Origin of the sequence: Brenneria salicis ATCC 15712 = DSM 30166, from assembly GCF_003315515.1 — a bacterium.
Taxonomy (GTDB): Bacteria; Pseudomonadota; Gammaproteobacteria; order Enterobacterales; family Enterobacteriaceae; genus Brenneria; species Brenneria salicis.
The window spans coordinates 19,714-37,154 of the sequence record NZ_QNRY01000004.1 but is presented as its reverse complement, the minus strand read 5'-3'; the positions used below and the strand labels follow the sequence as shown (position 1 = coordinate 37,154).

At 51.3% G+C, this 17,441-nt stretch carries 16 protein-coding genes; 9 read left to right on the top strand and 7 right to left on the bottom strand.

Going from position 1 to position 17,441, the window contains the following annotated elements; genetic code table 11:
* Nucleotides 1-18: 18 nt before the first annotated feature.
* Together ispE and lolB are read right to left on the bottom strand one after the other, a co-directional pair.
* Nucleotides 19-903, bottom strand: a complete 885-nt coding sequence (gene ispE / locus DES54_RS03240; RefSeq protein ID WP_113865183.1) for a 4-(cytidine 5'-diphospho)-2-C-methyl-D-erythritol kinase — start codon at nucleotides 901-903, stop codon at nucleotides 19-21.
* 3 nt (nucleotides 904-906) lie between these two features.
* Nucleotides 907-1,530 carry a lipoprotein insertase outer membrane protein LolB gene (gene lolB, locus DES54_RS03235; protein WP_113865182.1) on the bottom strand — a complete coding sequence of 208 codons (624 nt, stop codon included), beginning with the start codon at nucleotides 1,528-1,530 and terminating at the stop codon, nucleotides 907-909.
* A 233-nt stretch (nucleotides 1,531-1,763) separates the two neighbouring features.
* On the opposite strand from lolB, the gene hemA reads away from it, so the two are divergent.
* From hemA to DES54_RS03200, 7 genes are all read left to right on the top strand, one after another.
* Entirely contained in the window at nucleotides 1,764-3,020 is a 1,257-nt protein-coding gene (gene hemA / locus DES54_RS03230) for a glutamyl-tRNA reductase (protein WP_113865181.1), read from the top strand.
* A 34-nt stretch (nucleotides 3,021-3,054) separates the two neighbouring features.
* Nucleotides 3,055-4,137 carry a peptide chain release factor 1 gene (gene prfA / locus DES54_RS03225; protein WP_113865180.1) on the top strand — a complete coding sequence of 361 codons (1,083 nt, stop codon included), beginning with the start codon at nucleotides 3,055-3,057 and terminating at the stop codon, nucleotides 4,135-4,137.
* Nucleotides 4,137-4,982: a peptide chain release factor N(5)-glutamine methyltransferase gene (gene prmC, locus DES54_RS03220; RefSeq protein WP_113865179.1), complete on the top strand. Its 846-nt coding sequence runs from the start codon at nucleotides 4,137-4,139 to the stop codon at nucleotides 4,980-4,982. Before prfA ends, prmC begins: the two co-directional genes overlap by 1 nt.
* Before the next feature lie 268 nt (nucleotides 4,983-5,250).
* On the top strand, nucleotides 5,251-6,060 hold the full coding sequence (sirB1, locus tag DES54_RS03215; RefSeq protein WP_113865178.1) for an invasion regulator SirB1: 810 nt from the start codon (nucleotides 5,251-5,253) through the stop codon (nucleotides 6,058-6,060).
* Nucleotides 6,061-6,141: 81 nt separating this feature from the next.
* Complete coding sequence (gene kdsA, locus DES54_RS03210; protein WP_113865177.1) at nucleotides 6,142-6,996, top strand: 3-deoxy-8-phosphooctulonate synthase; 855 nt, start codon at nucleotides 6,142-6,144, stop codon at nucleotides 6,994-6,996.
* Between the two features lie 432 nt (nucleotides 6,997-7,428).
* The gene (locus tag DES54_RS03205) at nucleotides 7,429-8,925 is read left to right on the top strand and encodes a catalase (protein ID WP_205680174.1); all 1,497 of its coding nucleotides are present in this window, start codon (nucleotides 7,429-7,431) and stop codon (nucleotides 8,923-8,925) included.
* 67 nt (nucleotides 8,926-8,992) lie between these two features.
* Nucleotides 8,993-9,535 (top strand): ankyrin repeat domain-containing protein, encoded by a 543-nt coding sequence (locus DES54_RS03200; protein WP_113865175.1) that lies wholly within the window; start codon nucleotides 8,993-8,995, stop codon nucleotides 9,533-9,535.
* Nucleotides 9,536-9,606: 71 nt separating this feature from the next.
* On the opposite strand, the gene ydgH is transcribed toward DES54_RS03200, so the two are convergent.
* Nucleotides 9,607-10,557, bottom strand: a complete 951-nt coding sequence (gene ydgH / locus DES54_RS03195) for a DUF1471 family protein YdgH (RefSeq protein WP_113865174.1) — start codon at nucleotides 10,555-10,557, stop codon at nucleotides 9,607-9,609.
* 574 nt (nucleotides 10,558-11,131) lie between these two features.
* On the opposite strand from ydgH, the gene pntA reads away from it, so the two are divergent.
* Both pntA and pntB read left to right on the top strand, forming a co-directional pair.
* Complete coding sequence (gene pntA / locus DES54_RS03190; RefSeq protein WP_113865173.1) at nucleotides 11,132-12,661, top strand: Re/Si-specific NAD(P)(+) transhydrogenase subunit alpha; 1,530 nt, start codon at nucleotides 11,132-11,134, stop codon at nucleotides 12,659-12,661.
* A 10-nt stretch (nucleotides 12,662-12,671) separates the two neighbouring features.
* Complete coding sequence (gene pntB / locus DES54_RS03185; RefSeq protein WP_113865172.1) at nucleotides 12,672-14,060, top strand: Re/Si-specific NAD(P)(+) transhydrogenase subunit beta; 1,389 nt, start codon at nucleotides 12,672-12,674, stop codon at nucleotides 14,058-14,060.
* Between the two features lie 91 nt (nucleotides 14,061-14,151).
* Here pntB and uspE read toward each other — a convergent pair whose 3' ends face one another.
* From uspE to sodC, 4 genes are all read right to left on the bottom strand, one after another.
* Nucleotides 14,152-15,108 (bottom strand): universal stress protein UspE, encoded by a 957-nt coding sequence (gene uspE / locus DES54_RS03180; RefSeq protein ID WP_113865171.1) that lies wholly within the window; start codon nucleotides 15,106-15,108, stop codon nucleotides 14,152-14,154.
* 124 nt (nucleotides 15,109-15,232) lie between these two features.
* The gene (gene fnr / locus DES54_RS03175) at nucleotides 15,233-15,985 is read right to left on the bottom strand and encodes a fumarate/nitrate reduction transcriptional regulator Fnr (RefSeq protein WP_113865170.1); all 753 of its coding nucleotides are present in this window, start codon (nucleotides 15,983-15,985) and stop codon (nucleotides 15,233-15,235) included.
* A 172-nt stretch (nucleotides 15,986-16,157) separates the two neighbouring features.
* The gene (gene ogt, locus DES54_RS03170) at nucleotides 16,158-16,691 is read right to left on the bottom strand and encodes a methylated-DNA--[protein]-cysteine S-methyltransferase (protein WP_113865169.1); all 534 of its coding nucleotides are present in this window, start codon (nucleotides 16,689-16,691) and stop codon (nucleotides 16,158-16,160) included.
* Nucleotides 16,692-16,916: 225 nt separating this feature from the next.
* Nucleotides 16,917-17,441: a superoxide dismutase family protein gene (gene sodC / locus DES54_RS03165; protein ID WP_113865168.1), complete on the bottom strand. Its 525-nt coding sequence runs from the start codon at nucleotides 17,439-17,441 to the stop codon at nucleotides 16,917-16,919.

The following is a 17,441-nucleotide window of genomic DNA, read 5'->3' as shown; positions in this document are numbered from 1 at the left end:
AACGTGTGTTATCAGAACCTAAAGTTGCCCGGAAAGTATACGTTGCAACGGAGAGACATTAACGCCTCGCGCGACAAAACCATTCAACCATTCCGGGGCCTGGTCAAGCACCTGGCGGGCTTCGGACTCGGTGTCGAACTCTGCGAACACACAAGCCCCCGTTCCAGTCAGGCGCGCCGGGGCGTATTCTAACAGCCATGAAAGTAGCTGTTCAACCTCACGAAAACGTTTTCTTGCGATAGCTTCACAATCATTGACGAAGGTCTGTTTTAATAACCTCTCCAGAGGGCGCACCGGCGAATCGCGTTTTAGCTGCGGATCGCCAAAAATCAGCGGGGTGGGAATGCTGATCCCTGGGTGGGCGACCAGATACCACTTCTCCGGCGGCGATGCCGGCGTCAGCTTTTCGCCGATACCTTGCGCAAATGCGGCGTGGCCCCGAACAAACACCGGTACATCGGCGCCAAGCTGTAAACCCAGTCCGGCCAGCGTATCCGTATCCAATCCGCAACGCCACAAATGATTCAGTGCCACCAACACGGTGGCCGCGTTAGAAGAACCGCCGCCAAGCCCGCCGCCCATCGGCAGACGTTTATCAATACGGATATCCGCGCCAAACCGGACGGGGCGAATGCCGTGACGCACGCAGTGCTGTTGTAACAGCCGGGCGGCGCGCACAACCAGATTCTGCTCGTTCTCAACGCCTTCCAGCGACGTAAGCAAATTAATACGATCGTCCTGACGCGGCGTAATGGTCAGCGTGTCGCCATAATCCAGAAACTGAAATAATGTTTGCAACAGGTGATAGCCGTCCGCACGCTGGCCGGTAATATAAAGGAACAGATTAAGCTTGGCGGGTGAAGGCCACGTTTCAATGCAAGGTTCAATGCCATTGGGTTGCATGGTCTATTTAACTATCCAGTTATTCATTTTCAACTTGATGCGCTGTTCGTCCTGAACCAGTTCCAGACTTACCGGCATCGGCGGATTAACCTCAGTATTGTAGCGCTGATAATCCACGTTCCAGCTTTGATTGCCCTGACGATAGGTGATGGTCTTCAAAAGAGAGCGGTCATCCAGCGTAAACTCGCTGGCATCTCCCGGCAGGCCGATAATCCATTGACGTAGATTGTTCAGCGGGATCGCCATACCGGTCAGTTGCTGGATCATGGCTTCTGCGTCTCTACCTTCATAGCGCTGGCCTTGATTATCGGTGATTTGTACGCCATCCGGCTGGGTACGAAGATCCAATTCCGTACTGCCTAACGGATTGGTCAACAGTAAACGGTAACGTTGCGGCGGCGTGTCCTGCCAGAAAAAATTGGCCGATACTCTTTTCCTATCGGAGATATAGGCAAAAGAACCGCGCGCCTGATATTGGCTCAATTGGCGTACTTGTTGCTGATGCTGTTGCCATTCTGGAGAGGTCTGACTTTTCCCCGGACCGGTGGGTTGATTGAGGCTACAGGCAGTGAGTAACAGACTGGCTAACGGCAGTAACCGCAGGCAACGGACGGTATTTATCGGCATGTCGCGTGATCCTATCAATCAAATTTACGTACCACAGGGAGTGTCACGCTAACGGGCTTGATGCTCATCGTCAACGTTTGTTATTTCCCGGCGATGCAGGTTATTTGGTGCCATAGAGTATATACCTCATGGGTAAGCATCGCGCGCCGTCGCTTTTCTTGCTTCCCCGCATCAAGTAGAATGCCTTGCAAACGAAACCCATACTAACACCGGTATTACTCAAGAATTGCTCAATGACCCTGCTTGCGCTTGGTATTAATCACAAAACAGCTCCTGTTTCTTTGCGGGAACGTGTCGCTTTCTCGCCAGATATGCTGGGGCAGGCTCTCGATAGCTTGTTACAGCAACCGCTGGTGCAGGGCGGCGTGCTGTTGTCTACGTGTAACCGTACCGAACTCTATCTGAGCGTGGAAGAGCAGGAAAACCAACTTGAGCAACTTATTGACTGGCTATGCCGATATCATCATCTCGAACCGAACGACGTGCGCAACAGCCTCTACTGGCATCATGATAATGCGGCCGTCAGCCATCTGATGCGGGTTGCCAGCGGGCTGGATTCACTGGTGCTGGGCGAACCGCAGATTTTGGGGCAGGTGAAGAAAGCCTTTGCCGAATCGCAGCGCGAACAGTCGCTTTCCGGCGAACTGGAGCGGTTGTTCCAGAAGTCTTTTACCGTGGCCAAGCGGGTTCGCACTGAAACCGACATCGGCGCCAGCGCGGTATCGGTGGCCTTCGCCGCGTGTACGTTGGCGCGACAGATTTTTGAATCGCTGGCGGAAGTTAACGTACTGCTGGTGGGCGCGGGCGAAACCATTGAACTGGTTGCTCGTCATCTGCGCGAGCATCAGGTCCGGCGCATGGTCATCGCCAACCGTACCCACGAGCGCGCTCAGGCGCTGGCGACGGAAGTTGGGGCGGACGTCATCACGCTGGCCGAACTTGATGAACAACTCGTTCATGCCGATATTGTCATCAGTTCAACGGCCAGTACATTGCCAATTATCGGGAAAGGGATGATAGAAAGGACGCTCAAGGCCAGACGCAACCAGCCAATGTTGATGGTGGATATCGCGGTTCCGCGTGATATCGAGCCGGAAGTAGGCAAACTGCCAAACGTTTATCTTTATAGCGTTGACGATTTACACGCCATTATCCAGCATAACCTGGCGCAGCGAAAAGCCGCGGCGATTCAGGCGGAATCCATTGTTCAGCAGGAAAGCGCCGACTTTATGGCCTGGCTGAGGTCGCAATCCGCAGTGGAGACGATCCGTGATTACCGGGCGCAAGCCGATGAGTTGCGGGCGGAAATGACCGCTAAAGCGCTGGTCGCCATTCAGCAGGGCAGCGATGTTGAAACGGTGATCCAGGAACTGACGCACCGGTTAACCAATCGCTTGATCCATGCTCCTACCAAATCTCTTCAGCAAGCTGCCCGCGATGGCGATTTGCAGCGTTTACAAATTTTACGAGACAGCCTTGGGCTGGACTAGCATTCATCTCTCTTAACAGGATTTAACCGCCCGCATGAAGCCTTCTATCGTTGCTAAACTGGAAGCGTTACAAGAACGCCATGAAGAAGTTCAGACGTTACTCGGTGAGCCCAGCGTTATTGCTGATATGGACCGTTTTCGCACTTTATCGCGTGAATATGCGCAACTTACCGATATAACCCGCTGTTTCCAACAATGGCAGCAGGTGCAGGAAGATAGCCTGACTGCGGAACTGATGTTGGATGATGCGGAAATGCGTGAAATGGCGCAGGATGAGCTAAAGCAGGCCAAAACCGCCAATGAAGCGTTAGAACAGCAACTTCAGGTGTTGCTGTTGCCGAAAGATCCTGATGATGAGCGCGGTTGTTTTCTGGAAGTCCGAGCCGGCACCGGCGGGGATGAAGCCGCAATCTTCGCCGGCGATCTTTTCCGCATGTATAGCCGTTACGCCGAAGCTCGCCGTTGGCGGGTTGAGGTGATGAGCGCCAGCGAAGGCGAACATGGCGGTTACAAAGAAGTGATCGCCAAAGTGTCCGGTGATGGCGTTTACGGCCAGCTTAAGTTTGAATCAGGCGGTCACCGCGTTCAGCGTGTACCGGCAACCGAATCTCAAGGCCGTATCCACACCTCAGCCTGCACCGTCGCCGTCATGCCGGAAATTCCTGAAGCTGAACTGCCGGACATCAACCCGGCTGACTTGCGTATTGATACCTTCCGCTCTTCAGGGGCGGGTGGTCAGCACGTCAACACCACTGATTCCGCTATCCGAATCACCCACCTGCCGACCGGTATTGTGGTGGAGTGTCAGGATGAACGTTCACAGCATAAAAACAAAGCCAAAGCGCTATCGGTGCTCGGCGCACGCATTCGGGCGGCGGAAATGCAAAAACGTCAGCAGGAAGAGGCATCTACGCGGCGTAACCTGCTGGGCAGCGGCGATCGTTCAGACCGTATCCGAACGTACAATTTCCCACAGGGAAGGGTGACCGATCATCGTATTAACCTGACGTTGTACCGTCTGGATGAGGTTATGGAAGGAAAACTGGATATGCTGATCCAGCCGGTGGTGCAGGAATATCAGGCCGATCAGCTTGCGGCGTTGTCTGAGCAGGAATAATGAATTATCAAGCCTGGTTAACCTCGGCGGCGGCGCGTCTTGCCGCCGGAGAAAGCCCGAAGCGCGATGCTGAAGTGTTGCTGGGGTTCGTTACGGGCAAAGCGCGCACGTTTCTGCTGGCGTTTGGCGAAACCATACTGACCGAAACGCAGCTACAGCAGTTGGAGTCATTGCTGACGCGGCGCATGGCCGGTGAACCTGTTGCCTATTTGACCGGCGAGCGTGAATTCTGGTCGCTGTCGCTGGCGGTATCGCCTGCGACACTGATTCCCCGGCCAGATACCGAATGTTTGGTCGAACAGGCATTGTCCCGATTGCCGCCCGGCGGCGCCAGCGTGCTGGACTTAGGGACTGGCGCCGGCGCGATTGCATTATCCATCGCCAGCGAACGCCCGGACTGTCAGGTCACCGGTATTGACGTTCAACCGGCGGCGGTGGCGTTGGCGCAACATAACGCCGCCCGGCTGAATATAAAGAATGTTCGTTTCCTGCAAGGCGACTGGTTTTCGCCGCTGTCGCCGACACGTTTTGCTCTGATTGTCAGTAATCCGCCTTACATTGACGCGGCAGATAGTCATCTTGCGCAGGGCGATGTGCGCTTTGAACCTGCAAGCGCCCTGATTGCTGCCGAGAATGGACTGGCCGATCTGCGTTTTATCATTGAAAATTCAATAAATTATCTGCAATCAAACGGTTGGCTGTTGCTGGAACATGGCTGGCGGCAAGGGGCGGCGGTACGGCAACTGTTGCAGCGGAACGGGTTCGCACGGATTGCAACCTGTCAGGATTACGGTGGCAATGACCGCGTCTCGCTTGGGCAATGGACGAAAACCATCGCCACTTGACGTGATGTAGTTGCTGGTCAGTGCATGAAGTTTGGTTTTCATTAATCTTGTTTATCCGTTTACTGCCGAATAAAGCTGGCTGACGGGAAAACAGTTTGGCGTTATTATTTAACTTCTACATTATTTAACTTCTGCGTCGCCTGATTGCTTTGGAAAAACGCTCTCGTAGCCAGAAGGTTTGCTGGCCGGCGTTTATTTTCGCTTTGGCAGGCGTCAATCCGGTGAGACGGATTTCGCTTGCCAGGTTACTGTTGCTGATGGAATAACTATGAGTTCTATTGCTGATTTTGAATTCAACCGTTCACAGTTAAGTGAAGGTGTCGTATTAGTGTCACAGGTTATTCGCCGTGACTTCCCCGCTCAGGATGTGCGGCAAAATCTGCAACGACTGGCTGATGAAGCCCGTTCTGTTATCGCTGATGATCTCGAACAAGATCTGCAACTTGAGAAACTGATTGAGCTTTTTTTTCACACCTGGGGATTTGGCGGCGCCAGTGGCGTCTACCGGCTTTCGGATGTGTTGTGGCTGGATAAAGTGTTGGAGTCGCGGCAGGGGATGCCCGTTTCTTTAGGGATTATCTTTCTGCATGTCGCCCATGAACTCGGCCTGCCGCTGATGCCGGTGATTTTCCCAACCCAGTTGATTTTCCGAGCGGACTGGCTGGATGAAGAAATGTGGCTGATTAACCCGCTAAATGGCGATACCCTGAGCGAGCACGTTCTGGAAGTATGGCTGAAAGGCAACATTGGCCCATCGTCACAGTTGATGGACGAAGATCTGGATGAAGCGGAGAACGTGCTGATAGTGCGCAAGATGCTTGATACGCTGAAGGTCGCCCTGATGGAAGAAAAACAGATGGAACTGGCCCTGAGAGCCAGTGAAGCGGTATTACAGTTTGACCCGGAAGATCCGTATGAAATCCGCGATCGCGGCCTGATTTACGCGCAACTGGATTGCGATCACATCGCGTTGTCCGACCTGAATTATTTTGTTGAGCAATGCCCGGAAGATCCGGTGAGTGAAATGATCAAAGTTCAGATTCATTCCATCGAGCAAAAGAACGTTATTTTACATTAACGTAGTTTTACATTGATGTTTTATGCGAGCGCATTTTTTTATTTATTCAATTTCGAGTTATCCGACATTTAAGGTAAAAGTATGAAGAACAAAGTGGTCAAGGTTGGGGATATCCCAGTTGCCAACGATTTGCCTTTTGTACTGTTTGGCGGCATGAATGTACTTGAATCACGCGATTTGGCGATGCGTGTCTGTGAACACTATGTCACGGTAACTCAGAAGCTGGGCATCCCCTACGTGTTCAAAGCCTCATTCGACAAGGCTAACCGTTCCTCGATCCATTCTTACCGTGGGCCTGGTCTGGAAGAGGGTATGAAAATCTTCCAGGAATTAAAACAGGCCTTCGGCGTAAAAGTGATTACGGATGTGCATGAATCCCATCAGGCACAGCCGGTGGCGGATGTGGTGGACGTCATTCAGTTACCGGCTTTTCTGGCGCGTCAGACCGACCTGGTTGAGGCAATGGCGAAAACGGGTGCGGTAATCAACGTGAAGAAACCCCAGTTTGTCAGCCCCGGACAGATGGGAAACATCGTCGATAAATTTATCGAAGGCGGTAACGATCAGGTGATCCTGTGTGATCGCGGTAGCAACTTTGGTTACGACAATCTGGTGGTGGACATGTTGGGTTTCAATGTGATGAAACAGGCCTCCAACGGTTCACCGGTGATTTTTGACGTAACCCATGCGCTGCAATGTCGTGATCCGTTTGGCGCCGCGTCTGGCGGGCGTCGTGCGCAAGTAACGGAACTGGCGCGGGCGGGAATGGCAGTCGGTCTGGCCGGTTTATTTATAGAAGCGCATCCTGATCCGGCCAACGCCAAGTGTGACGGTCCTTCCGCGCTGCCGTTAGCTAAGCTGGAGCCATTCCTGCAACAGATCAAAGCCATTGATGAGTTGGTGAAAAGCTTCCCGGCGCTGGATACCAGCAACTAAGGAGTAGCTAGTATCACCTGCGTGCTTGCTGGTGCGCAGGTTATTTATAAAAATTTTTATCAATGGCCGTATTGATGAAAAATAGAAAAGTGTGATCCGCATCAAAAAAACCATCTGTTTCTCCTCTTATTAATAACGCCATCATTCTTATTTCAAGGCACATTCGCCTTACTTTAAGTAAGGAATTAAGGGACTGACTATTAATGTAATAGGTTAGATGCTCTTACGAATCCGTCATCATATGGGTAAGGTAATGCACATTCAGGCTGTAAGCCTGAATAACCCTGAGAGTTGAGGCGGGAAGATCCTTGGCTTCACCAGATTGCGATTGCTAACGCTTCAGGGTAATGGACTTTACGACAAAGAAACGAGGATATCGTTATGAGCAACAGCCCTGTGAGCAGCATTTATACTCTTAAAAAAAGTACGGCGATGGTGTTAATCGCACTTTTCATCAGCCCGGTAAGCCTTGCCGATACCCTGACGCGAGATAATGGCGCGCCGGTCGGTGATAATCAGAACTCACAAACGGCGGGTGATGGCGGCCCGGTGTTACTGCAAGATGTGCAATTACTGCAAAAATTACAGCGTTTTAACCGTGAACGAATCCCGGAGCGGGTGGTTCATGCTCGCGGCACCGGCGCTTACGGAGAATTTACCGCAACAGCGGATATCTCCGATTTGACGATGGCCCAGGTATTTAAGGCCGGCAGCAAGACGCCGGTTTTTGTGCGTTTTTCCAGTGTGGTGCACGGTAATCATTCACCGGAAACGTTACGCGATCCGCGAGGTTTCGCCACCAAGTTCTACACCACGGAAGGTAACTGGGATCTGGTGGGAAACAACTTCCCGACCTTTTTTATCCGCGATGCGATCAAATTCCCGGATATGGTTCACGCCTTTAAACCCGATCCCAGAACCAACCTTGATGATGACGCTCGCCGTTTCGACTTTTTTTCCCATGTACCCGAGTCCATCCGTACACTGACATTGCTCTATTCCAACGAAGGGACGCCAGCCACCTACCGGAATATGGATGGCAATAGCGTACACGCCTATAAGTTCGTGAACAGCAAAGGTGAAGTTCACTACGTGAAATTTCGCTGGAAAACGTTGCAAGGAATAAAAAATCTTGATCCTCAAGAAGTTGAGAAGGTGCAGGGCAAAGATTACAGCCATATGTCGAACGATTTGGTATCGGCTATCAACCGTGGCGACTTCCCAAAATGGGATCTCTATATTCAGGTGTTGACGCCGGAATCGCTGAAAACATTTGATTTCGATCCGCTGGACGCCACCAAAATCTGGCCGAATGTGCCGGAGCGTAAAATTGGGCAGATGGTGCTGAACAAAAATCCTGACAACATCTTCCAGGAAACCGAACAAGTTGCGATGGCGCCATCAAATCTGGTGCCGGGTATCGAACCATCCGAAGATAAGTTGCTTCAGGGGCGTCTTTTTGCCTATGCCGACACGCAAATGTACCGTATCGGCGCAAATGGCCTGAGCCTGCCGATTAATGCGCCGCGCAATAAGGTCAACAACGGCAATCAGGATGGCAGCATGAACAGCGGTAAGACACAGGATAACGGCGTGAATTATCAGCCAAGCCGCTTGTATCCGCGTGAAGAACTGACCTCTGCCCGTTACAGCCACCTGCCGTTACAGGGAACGACAACGCAGAGCAAAATCCAGCGTGAGCAGAACTTTAAGCAAACCGGCGAGTTGTACCGCTCCTACAGCGAAAAAGATCGCACCGATCTGGTAAACAGTCTGGGATCGGCGCTGGCGACGGCAGATGAGAAAAGCCGCGATATCATGCTGTCGTATTTTTACAAAGCCGACCAGGAGTATGGTACGCGCCTGACCTCCATAGCCAAAGCCAATCTGTCGACGGTACAAAAACTGGCAGAGAAGCTATCTGATTAATCGTTATGCCTTTATTGTCCGCGCCGGTTCATGGCGCGGACAATAAAGAGACCCGGAGGGAACAACGATGAAATCGTTATTGCTGACGCTATGCCTTTTGGCGACAGGCTTTTCCGTGGCTCAGGCCGCCGAAAAGATTCAGAACGAACTTGCACTAAAGCAATCGCTGAACACCTATTTATGGAATGCGGCCAGAGAGGGCGATCTTGCTATTCTCGACACCTTTATCAGCGCCAAATATAATCTCAATGTCGCGGATGAAAAGGGGTATACAGCGGTCATCCTCGCTGCGTATCACGGACGTGACGCTGCGGTTGAGAAATTATTGCAGGCCGGCGCCGATCCTTGTTTACGCGACAAACGCGGCAATAGCGCCCTGATGGGCGCCGTATTCAAAGGGGAAATCATAATCGCACGGCGGTTAATCGCCGCAGAGTGTAATCCTGATGAGCGCAATAATGCCGGACAAACCGCCGCCATGTTCGCCTCGCTATTCCAGCGTGAAGAGTTGCTGAACGCGCTGAAAGCGAAAGGCGCGGATATGCAGGCGGTTGATGTGAATGGCAACAGCGTGAAGACGTTAAAGAAAGGCGAGTTTGTTACGCATTGAGATTTGTTGGGCCCGACGTAATCTTAAGCTTAAAACCCGCATAGCATGCGGGTTTTGGCGTTTTGGCATGCTTATTTATACAGGTCGGCGCTAATGGTCATGTTGTTGCCTTTGCCTTCCCATTGCCGGGTGATGTGGTAGTACTTGGCGCCTTTCTGGGCGGCACGTTTGGCGACGGCTTCGGAAACGGCGGTCATATTAGTGTAGTTGCCACGGAACTGGATGGAGTCGAATGGCGCCATCTGAGCAGCTGTCGCGTTATTCAACTCCTGAATTTTTGTACCGTCCGCCAACGTGACAGTGTAACGACCGCCTCTTGATGATTGCGTTTCAAAGAAGTTGCCGATATTGCGGCTTGGGCTGCCAGAGGTGGCGACGCCGGGAATTTCCACTTTAGCGGCTTGCTCACCGCCAGCAGCCAGCGCCGCACGTCCGGCATCAGAATCCGCCGGGATCGTATCCGTACTTTGAATCTGACGTTTTGGCGCATCGGCTTTATAAATATAGGCGGTGATTTTCTGATTAGCGCCGCTGGAGTTCACATCCGCCTGCCGCACAATATAGAAAGAATCGGCGTCTTTTTCTTTTGCTGCTTTGGCGATGGCGTCATTCAGGTCCGGCTGGCTGCGGAAAAAGCCGCTAACCGTGACCGTATCGAACGGCTCAAGACCATAAGCCACATCTTTTGGCAATTCTTTCACGCCATTAAACTGGCGGTACTCAACTTCTTTACTCACTTTCGGCGCGTCTTTATGGTAGAGATCAACCGTTACCTTCCAATTGCCGCGTGAGTTCAGGTCGCTCATGCTCTGAACATAAAACGAATCAGCGCCCGCTTTATCAGCACGTTTCGAGGCGGCTGCGACGGCTTCGTTTATCGCATTAAAACGCCCGACAAAAGAGATGCGCTCGAAGGGTTGCAGAGATTCAGCCTGCTCCGGCGTGAGTTCTTGCGCTGCGTGCGCTGAAAAAGCAGCGAATGAAAGTAACGTGGATGCAATAATCGTAGTCTTCAGCTTCATAAAAAATCCTTTCACCTGACGCATTGGGTTTACAACGTGCTTAGCAATCAAGATATAACAGAACAGTCGCCGATTATCGCACGGAATAAACCGGTACGCTTCAGCATTTTAAGCGGCATACGGTGTTATTATTTTTTCAGTGAAATTGAGAAAAGCAATAATAATAACGGTTAATGATTGTTTTACCGACATAAGAAATATTTATACAAAATTTCACATTAACAAGCCCGTAACACATCGTTTTTGTGAAATAACACCGGACAAAACTTTATTAATAATGCTACAAAAGAAGTCGGTAAACGTGATTTATGACCAAAAAACGCGCTTACCCGGTGGTAACTCGGCTTTTCCGCGAACTTCATTTTATGTATGGATCAGCAATCACATTTTCAGTAGTTTATATACTTTAAATAATTCGAGTGGCAGGAAAGTCAGCGCATCTGCAACTTGAAGTATGGCGGGTATCAATGAATTTGCTAATGAGATAAAGGGTGCGATAAGTCTCGGCTGATTCATATTACAGATGCGGTGAAAATTACAACCTTCGTTCAAATAAGCGAAAAAGGGAATCAGTATGCGTATTGGTGTACCAAGAGAACGGTTGACCAATGAAGCACGGGTTGCAGCAACGCCGAAAACGGTGGAACAGTTGCTGAAACTTGGCTTCGAGGTCGCGATAGAAAGTGGGGCGGGGAAACTGGCCAGCTTTGACGATGCGGCATATCAACAAGTCGGCGCGTCCATTGTTGATACTCATGAAGTCTGGCGATCAGACATTGTTCTGAAGGTGAATGCGCCACAGGATGATGAAATTGAACTGACCCGCGCGGGAAGTACCATCATCAGCTTTATCTGGCCTGCTCAGAACCCTGAACTGCTGGAAAAACTGGCTGCCCGCGAGGTGACGGTGCTGGCAATGGACTCGGTGCCGCGCATTTCCCGCGCCCAGTCTATGGATGCGCTCAGTTCGATGGCCAACATCGCCGGATATCGCGCGATTGTTGAAGCCGCCCATGAATTTGGCCGCTTTTTCACCGGGCAAATCACCGCCGCCGGTAAAGTTCCGCCCGCAAAAGTGATGATTATTGGCGCGGGCGTGGCAGGGCTGGCCGCCATTGGCGCAGCCGGAAGCCTCGGCGCGATTGTGCGTGCTTTTGATACTCGTCCCGAAGTGAAAGAGCAGGTCAAAAGTATGGGCGCCGAATTCCTCGAACTCGACTTTGAGGAGGAAGCCGGCAGCGGCGACGGCTATGCCAAAGTGATGTCCGAAGCCTTTATTAAAGCGGAAATGGAACTGTTTGCGGCGCAGGCGCAAGAGGTGGACATTATTGTCACGACCGCGCTGATCCCCGGCAAACCGGCTCCGCGTCTGATTACTAAAGAGATGGTGCTGAGCATGAAGCCCGGCAGCGTGGTGGTTGATCTGGCGGCGCAGACGGGGGGTAACTGTGAGTTGACCGTCGCTGATCAGGTTACGGTAACGGAAAACGGCGTAAAGATTATCGGTTATACCGACTTGCCAAGCCGCCTGCCCACACAGTCTTCTCAGCTTTACGGCACCAATCTGGTTAACCTGCTGAAGCTGTTGTGTAAAGAGAAAAACGGCGAGATTGACGTCGATTTTGAAGACAATGTCATTCGTGGCGTCACCGTCATCAAAAATGGCGAAGTCACCTGGCCGGCGCCGCCGATTCAGGTTTCCGCTCAGCCGCAACAGGCTAAGCCCGCCGCCGCGATGGTAAAAGAAGAAGCCAAACCTTCATCGCCCTGGAAGAAATATGCTTTCCTCGCGTTGGCGATCCTGCTGTTTGGCTGGCTGGCTAACGTGGCGCCGAAAGAGTTTTTGTCGCACTTCACCGTTTTTGCGCTGGCCTGCGTCGTGGGGTATTACGTGGTGTGGAACGTCAGTCACGCGTTACACACGCCGTTGATGTCGGTTACCAACGCGATTTCCGGCATTATCGTCGTAGGGGCATTGTTGCAAATCGGTCACGGCGGATGGGTGTCTTTCTTTTCCTTCATCGCCGTATTGATTGCCAGCATCAATATTTTCGGTGGTTTCACCGTTACTCAGCGCATGCTGAAAATGTTCCGCAAAAATTAAGGGGTAGCACATGTCTGGTGGATTAGTTACAGCTGCATACATTGTTGCCGCGATTTTATTCATTTTCAGTTTGGCCGGTTTATCCAGGCACGAAACATCCCGTCAGGGGAATGTTTTCGGCATCATCGGGATGGCGATTGCCCTGCTTGCCACCATCCTGGGGCCTGATACCGGTAATGTCGGCTGGATTATCGTGGCGATGGTAATTGGTGGTTCGATCGGTGTTTATCTGGCGCGTAAAGTCGAAATGACGGAAATGCCGGAACTGGTCGCCATACTTCACAGCTTTGTTGGCCTGGCGGCGGTGCTGGTTGGATTTAACAGCTTCCTCGATCACGGTGAAATCACCGATCCGGTGCTGGTGAATATCCATTTAACGGAAGTCTTTCTGGGGATCTTCATCGGTGCGGTGACCTTTACCGGTTCAGTCGTCGCGTTTGGCAAACTGCGCGGCCTGATCTCTTCCAAACCACTGATGCTGCCGCATCGCCATAAAATGAATCTGGCGGCGCTGGTCGTGTCTTTCCTGTTGTTGTTGGCCTTTGTCAACACGGGTAGCGTGGCGTTGCAAATTATCGCGTTGCTGCTGATGACGGCGATTGCACTGGCGTTTGGCTGGCATCTGGTGGCTTCTATCGGCGGTGCGGATATGCCGGTCGTGGTTTCCATCTTGAACTCGTACTCTGGTTGGGCCGCTGCCGCTGCCGGTTTCATGCTGAGCAACGATCTGCTGATCGTAACCGGTGCGCTGGTTGGTTCCTCCGGCGCGATTCTGTCCTACATCATGTGTAAAGCGATGAACCGCTCTTTTATCAGCGTGATCGCCGGGGGCTTCGGCACTGACGGCTCTTCCACGGGGGAAAGTGAGGAGATGGGCGAATATCGTGAAGCATCTGCGGAAGACGTCGCTGAATTGCTCAGGAACTCAAGCTCTGTGATCATCACGCCCGGATACGGGATGGCGGTGGCGCAAGCGCAATATCCGGTGCACGATATTACGGCCAAACTGCGGGCTCGCGGTGTTAACGTCCGCTTTGGTATTCATCCGGTGGCGGGGCGTCTGCCCGGTCATATGAACGTGCTGCTGGCTGAAGCCAAAGTCCCTTATGATATCGTGCTGGAAATGGATGAGATCAATGATGATTTCTCCGATACCGATACGGTACTGGTTATCGGCGCCAACGATACGGTTAACCCGGCTGCTCAGGAAGATCCGCATAGCCCCATCGCCGGGATGCCGGTGCTGGAAGTGTGGAAGGCGCAGAACGTTATCGTGTTCAAACGTTCAATGAATACCGGTTATGCCGGCGTTCAAAACCCGCTGTTCTTTAAAGAAAATACCCAGATGCTGTTTGGTGATGCCAAAGAGAGCGTAGAGGCGATTCTGAAAGCGCTGTAAGCGTTGATTCATCATCGTTTTATAAAGCAAAAGGGGCGAGATAATCGCCCCTTTTTACTTTTATCGATTATATCGATTTAATCAGTCCGCGCTATTCGTCATCGTTTTCTTCATCCTCCAGCGAAATCGGTGAAACAAAGTCATCAGGCTTGATCGCCAGCAGGTCGCATTTCAGGTGATCGATAACATGTTCCACTGTATTACCGATAAAGGCCGCCGATAAGCCGGTTCTACCAAGTGAACCCAATACCACGACACCCGCCTGTAAATGTTCCGCCAGATCGGGGATGACTTCTTCCGGCAAACCTTTTTCCACATGCGTTACGCGTTCGTCCAGCCCAAACTTTTGGCGTAACGATTTCATGGCTATCAGGTGCTGACCCCGAATGGCGTCATTGTATACGCCGGGATCAAAGTCCGGCAGTTCGATGGCAATGTTGATAGGCGTAACCGGATAAGCGCCGACCAGATGGACTTCGGTATGATTCACCTGCTTTGCCAGTTCCAGCGCTTCGGAAACCAGCTTGATGTTGAGCGGATCATGATAGGGATCTTCACTGGCTAAATTGACGGCGACCAATGCGCGTCCTTCTTCTGGCCAGGGTTGATCTTTCACCATCCACACCGGGCAAGGGCATTTACGCAATAACTGCCAGTCGGTCGGGGTGAAAATGACGGCTTCCAACCGGTCATGCTGGTGCGTCATTTTTAATAGCAGGTCATGTTGGCCGGCAATCACTTCGCGGATAATGGCTTCATACGGTTTATTGTGCCAGACCACTTTTATCTCAATTGGAACGCCCGCATCAAGATAATATTTGCATTGTTCCGCAATCCAATCGGTACGCTGCTGAATGACGCCTTGCCGCATTTCTGTTCGTTCGTCGGGAGATAGCAGGGTGGTCATTTCATAAGAAAAATCATAGATGGGCAAAAAAGCCTTGATTCGGCCTCCAAGCCGCTGAACCAGGTATACCGCCCGACGCAGTGCCGGCTGGTCATCCTGATTTGGGTCAATAGCTACAAGTAAGTTCTGATACTTTGCCATAGGTCCTCCAAACAGCTGCTGGTCCACAGCCTGTAAATTAAGAGTACCCCAAGGGAATCGTTTTGGACAACAGATGATGTGGGCCGGATCAATAAAATAGAATATTCACTGATCCGCCAATCGGTTAGGCTTTGTTACGCGCCGTACCCGCCAGTTCGGAAAGCGCGTCAATTTTCTCGATGGTGATGTATTTGCCTTTTACCGCTAGAATGCCGCTTTTCTGGAAACGCCCCAACAGACGACTGATAGTTTCAACGGTTAATCCCAGGTAGTTGCCGATATCGCCGCGGGTCATGGTCAGACGGAACTCACGAGGAGAAAAACCACGTTGGGCGAAACGGCGCGACAGATTGTAAACAAACGCCGCCAGACGTTCTTCCGCGTTTTTCTTCGACAACAACAGGATCATGTCCTGATCGCCCCGGATTTCCCCGCTCATCAGGCGCATCATTTGCTGGCGCAGATTGGGCATCTTGCCGGAGAGGTCATCCAACGTTTCGAAGGGAATTTCACACACCATGGACGTTTCCAGCGCCTGCGCGAAGCTTGGATGCTGCGCATTACCGATCGCGTCAAAACCCACCAGGTCGCCCGCCAGATGGAAGCCGGTAATTTGCTCATCACCTTGCTCAGTGATGGTATAGCTTTTAATGGTGCCTGAACGGATCGCGTACAATGATTTCAACTCATCGCCAGCTTTGAACAGCGCTTGTCCTTTCTGAATGGGTTTTTTTCTTTCAATAATATTATCAAGCTGATCAAGCTCGTGTTCATTTAAGGTAAAAGGGATACATAACTGGCTGATGCTGCAATCCTGGCAGTGGATAGCACAACCGCCAGACTGAATGCGTCGAATAATTCGCTTTTCCGGGATCATAGACTTTGCTCAGGCGATAATTGATATCGGTCAATTTTAACAGCTTTTATCGTCGCTGATAAGACTGCTCATCCCCAGAAAAGGGCAGTAAATAGTGAGTTCACTATAAATTCGGACTAATAGTTAGCGGAATAAGCGATAGCGATCAAAATCTTGTCATGGAAAATATTCTCTATAACGGCAATAAATCCGGCTGTGGAAAATATCCCTCATGAGTTAACAACCACTGTTTTCGGTGTACGCCGCCAGCGTAGCCAGTCAATGTGCCGTCGGCGCCTATAACACGATGACATGGCACCACGATGCTGATTGGATTCGAGCCGTTCGCCATGCCGACAGCTCGTGATGCGGCGGGGCGGTTCAATTGTGCAGCCAGCGAGCCATAACTCATTATTTTTCCAGGTGGAATCTGGCGTAACGCTCCCCATACCTGCCGTTGAAATTCGGTGCCTGCCGATGCAACCGGCAGTGATTCGATAGCCATTAATTCTCCTGCGAAATAGCTTTGCAGACTTTCGCTCAGCCCGCCGGGATTATGGCGCGGTTGCAATGAGAAAGGGGCATGGCGATGAGCGCGATTGAGCAAACGATATAATCTTTCTTCATATTCGCTCCATTCCACTGCCTGAAGGTGATTATTTTCATCCGCAACAATCATTAATTCGCCAATAGGCGTCAATATTTTATCCATAAAGAAAACCTGCATAACTATTCCTTATCTTCTCAGCGCGATGATTCGCTATGAAAAATAAAATGCGACGAATATCACTTAATAACATGGGGAAAGAGAAACACAGCGCGTTTTTAATCTGAAAATATGAGAGAAAGATCACATTAAAATGGTATTAATTGTTTCGTCTATTAAAGAGGGACTGGAAAACCGTAAAAATCCGATGCCGCATCGGGTTTTGCTACGGCATCAGCCGGTGAATTACTTGATCACGCCACACGTCATACGTGCGCCGCCGCCGCCCAGTTTTTCCGGGCTATCGGCATAGTTATCGCCACCGGCATGCACCATTAATGCATGATCTTTCACCTCGGACAGCGATTTGATGCGTGGGGTCAGAACCGGGTAGGTTGAGGTGCCGTCGGCTTGCACCACCAACCCCGGCAGATCGCCAAGATGCCCGCTGTTATCATAAGGACCAAGGTGTTTACCGGTTTTTTCAGGATCAAGATGGCCGCCGGCAGCCAGCGCCGGGACAGCTTTATCATCCTGTTGCGCGGGTTCACAACTGCCTTTTTCATGAATGTGGAAACCATGAATACCTGGCGGCAAACCTGTCAGATTCGGTGTCAGTAACAGGCCGTAGGGTGTTTCAGTCAAGGTCACTTCGCCAACGCCATTACCCTCACCAGTTGGTAACGCTTCATTCAGCGTCACCATTGTGCTGGCTGCCAATGCGGAACAGGAAAAGAACACGCCTGTCAGGATAAATACCTTCAGTTTCAT

Bases quoted from the DNA above. Each gene is read 5' to 3' on its own strand.
- ispE (WP_113865183.1), bottom strand. From the start codon at position 903: ATGCAACCCAATGGCATTGAACCTTGCATTGAAACGTGGCCTTCACCC.
- lolB (WP_113865182.1), bottom strand. From the start codon at position 1,530: ATGCCGATAAATACCGTCCGTTGCCTGCGGTTACTGCCGTTAGCCAGT.
- hemA (WP_113865181.1), top strand. From the start codon at position 1,764: ATGACCCTGCTTGCGCTTGGTATTAATCACAAAACAGCTCCTGTTTCT.
- prfA (WP_113865180.1), top strand. From the start codon at position 3,055: ATGAAGCCTTCTATCGTTGCTAAACTGGAAGCGTTACAAGAACGCCAT.
- prmC (WP_113865179.1), top strand. From the start codon at position 4,137: ATGAATTATCAAGCCTGGTTAACCTCGGCGGCGGCGCGTCTTGCCGCC.
- sirB1 (WP_113865178.1), top strand. From the start codon at position 5,251: ATGAGTTCTATTGCTGATTTTGAATTCAACCGTTCACAGTTAAGTGAA.
- kdsA (WP_113865177.1), top strand. From the start codon at position 6,142: ATGAAGAACAAAGTGGTCAAGGTTGGGGATATCCCAGTTGCCAACGAT.
- DES54_RS03205 (WP_205680174.1), top strand. From the start codon at position 7,429: ATGGTGTTAATCGCACTTTTCATCAGCCCGGTAAGCCTTGCCGATACC.
- DES54_RS03200 (WP_113865175.1), top strand. From the start codon at position 8,993: ATGAAATCGTTATTGCTGACGCTATGCCTTTTGGCGACAGGCTTTTCC.
- ydgH (WP_113865174.1), bottom strand. From the start codon at position 10,557: ATGAAGCTGAAGACTACGATTATTGCATCCACGTTACTTTCATTCGCT.
- pntA (WP_113865173.1), top strand. From the start codon at position 11,132: ATGCGTATTGGTGTACCAAGAGAACGGTTGACCAATGAAGCACGGGTT.
- pntB (WP_113865172.1), top strand. From the start codon at position 12,672: ATGTCTGGTGGATTAGTTACAGCTGCATACATTGTTGCCGCGATTTTA.
- uspE (WP_113865171.1), bottom strand. From the start codon at position 15,108: ATGGCAAAGTATCAGAACTTACTTGTAGCTATTGACCCAAATCAGGAT.
- fnr (WP_113865170.1), bottom strand. From the start codon at position 15,985: ATGATCCCGGAAAAGCGAATTATTCGACGCATTCAGTCTGGCGGTTGT.
- ogt (WP_113865169.1), bottom strand. From the start codon at position 16,691: ATGCAGGTTTTCTTTATGGATAAAATATTGACGCCTATTGGCGAATTA.
- sodC (WP_113865168.1), bottom strand. From the start codon at position 17,441: ATGAAACTGAAGGTATTTATCCTGACAGGCGTGTTCTTTTCCTGTTCC.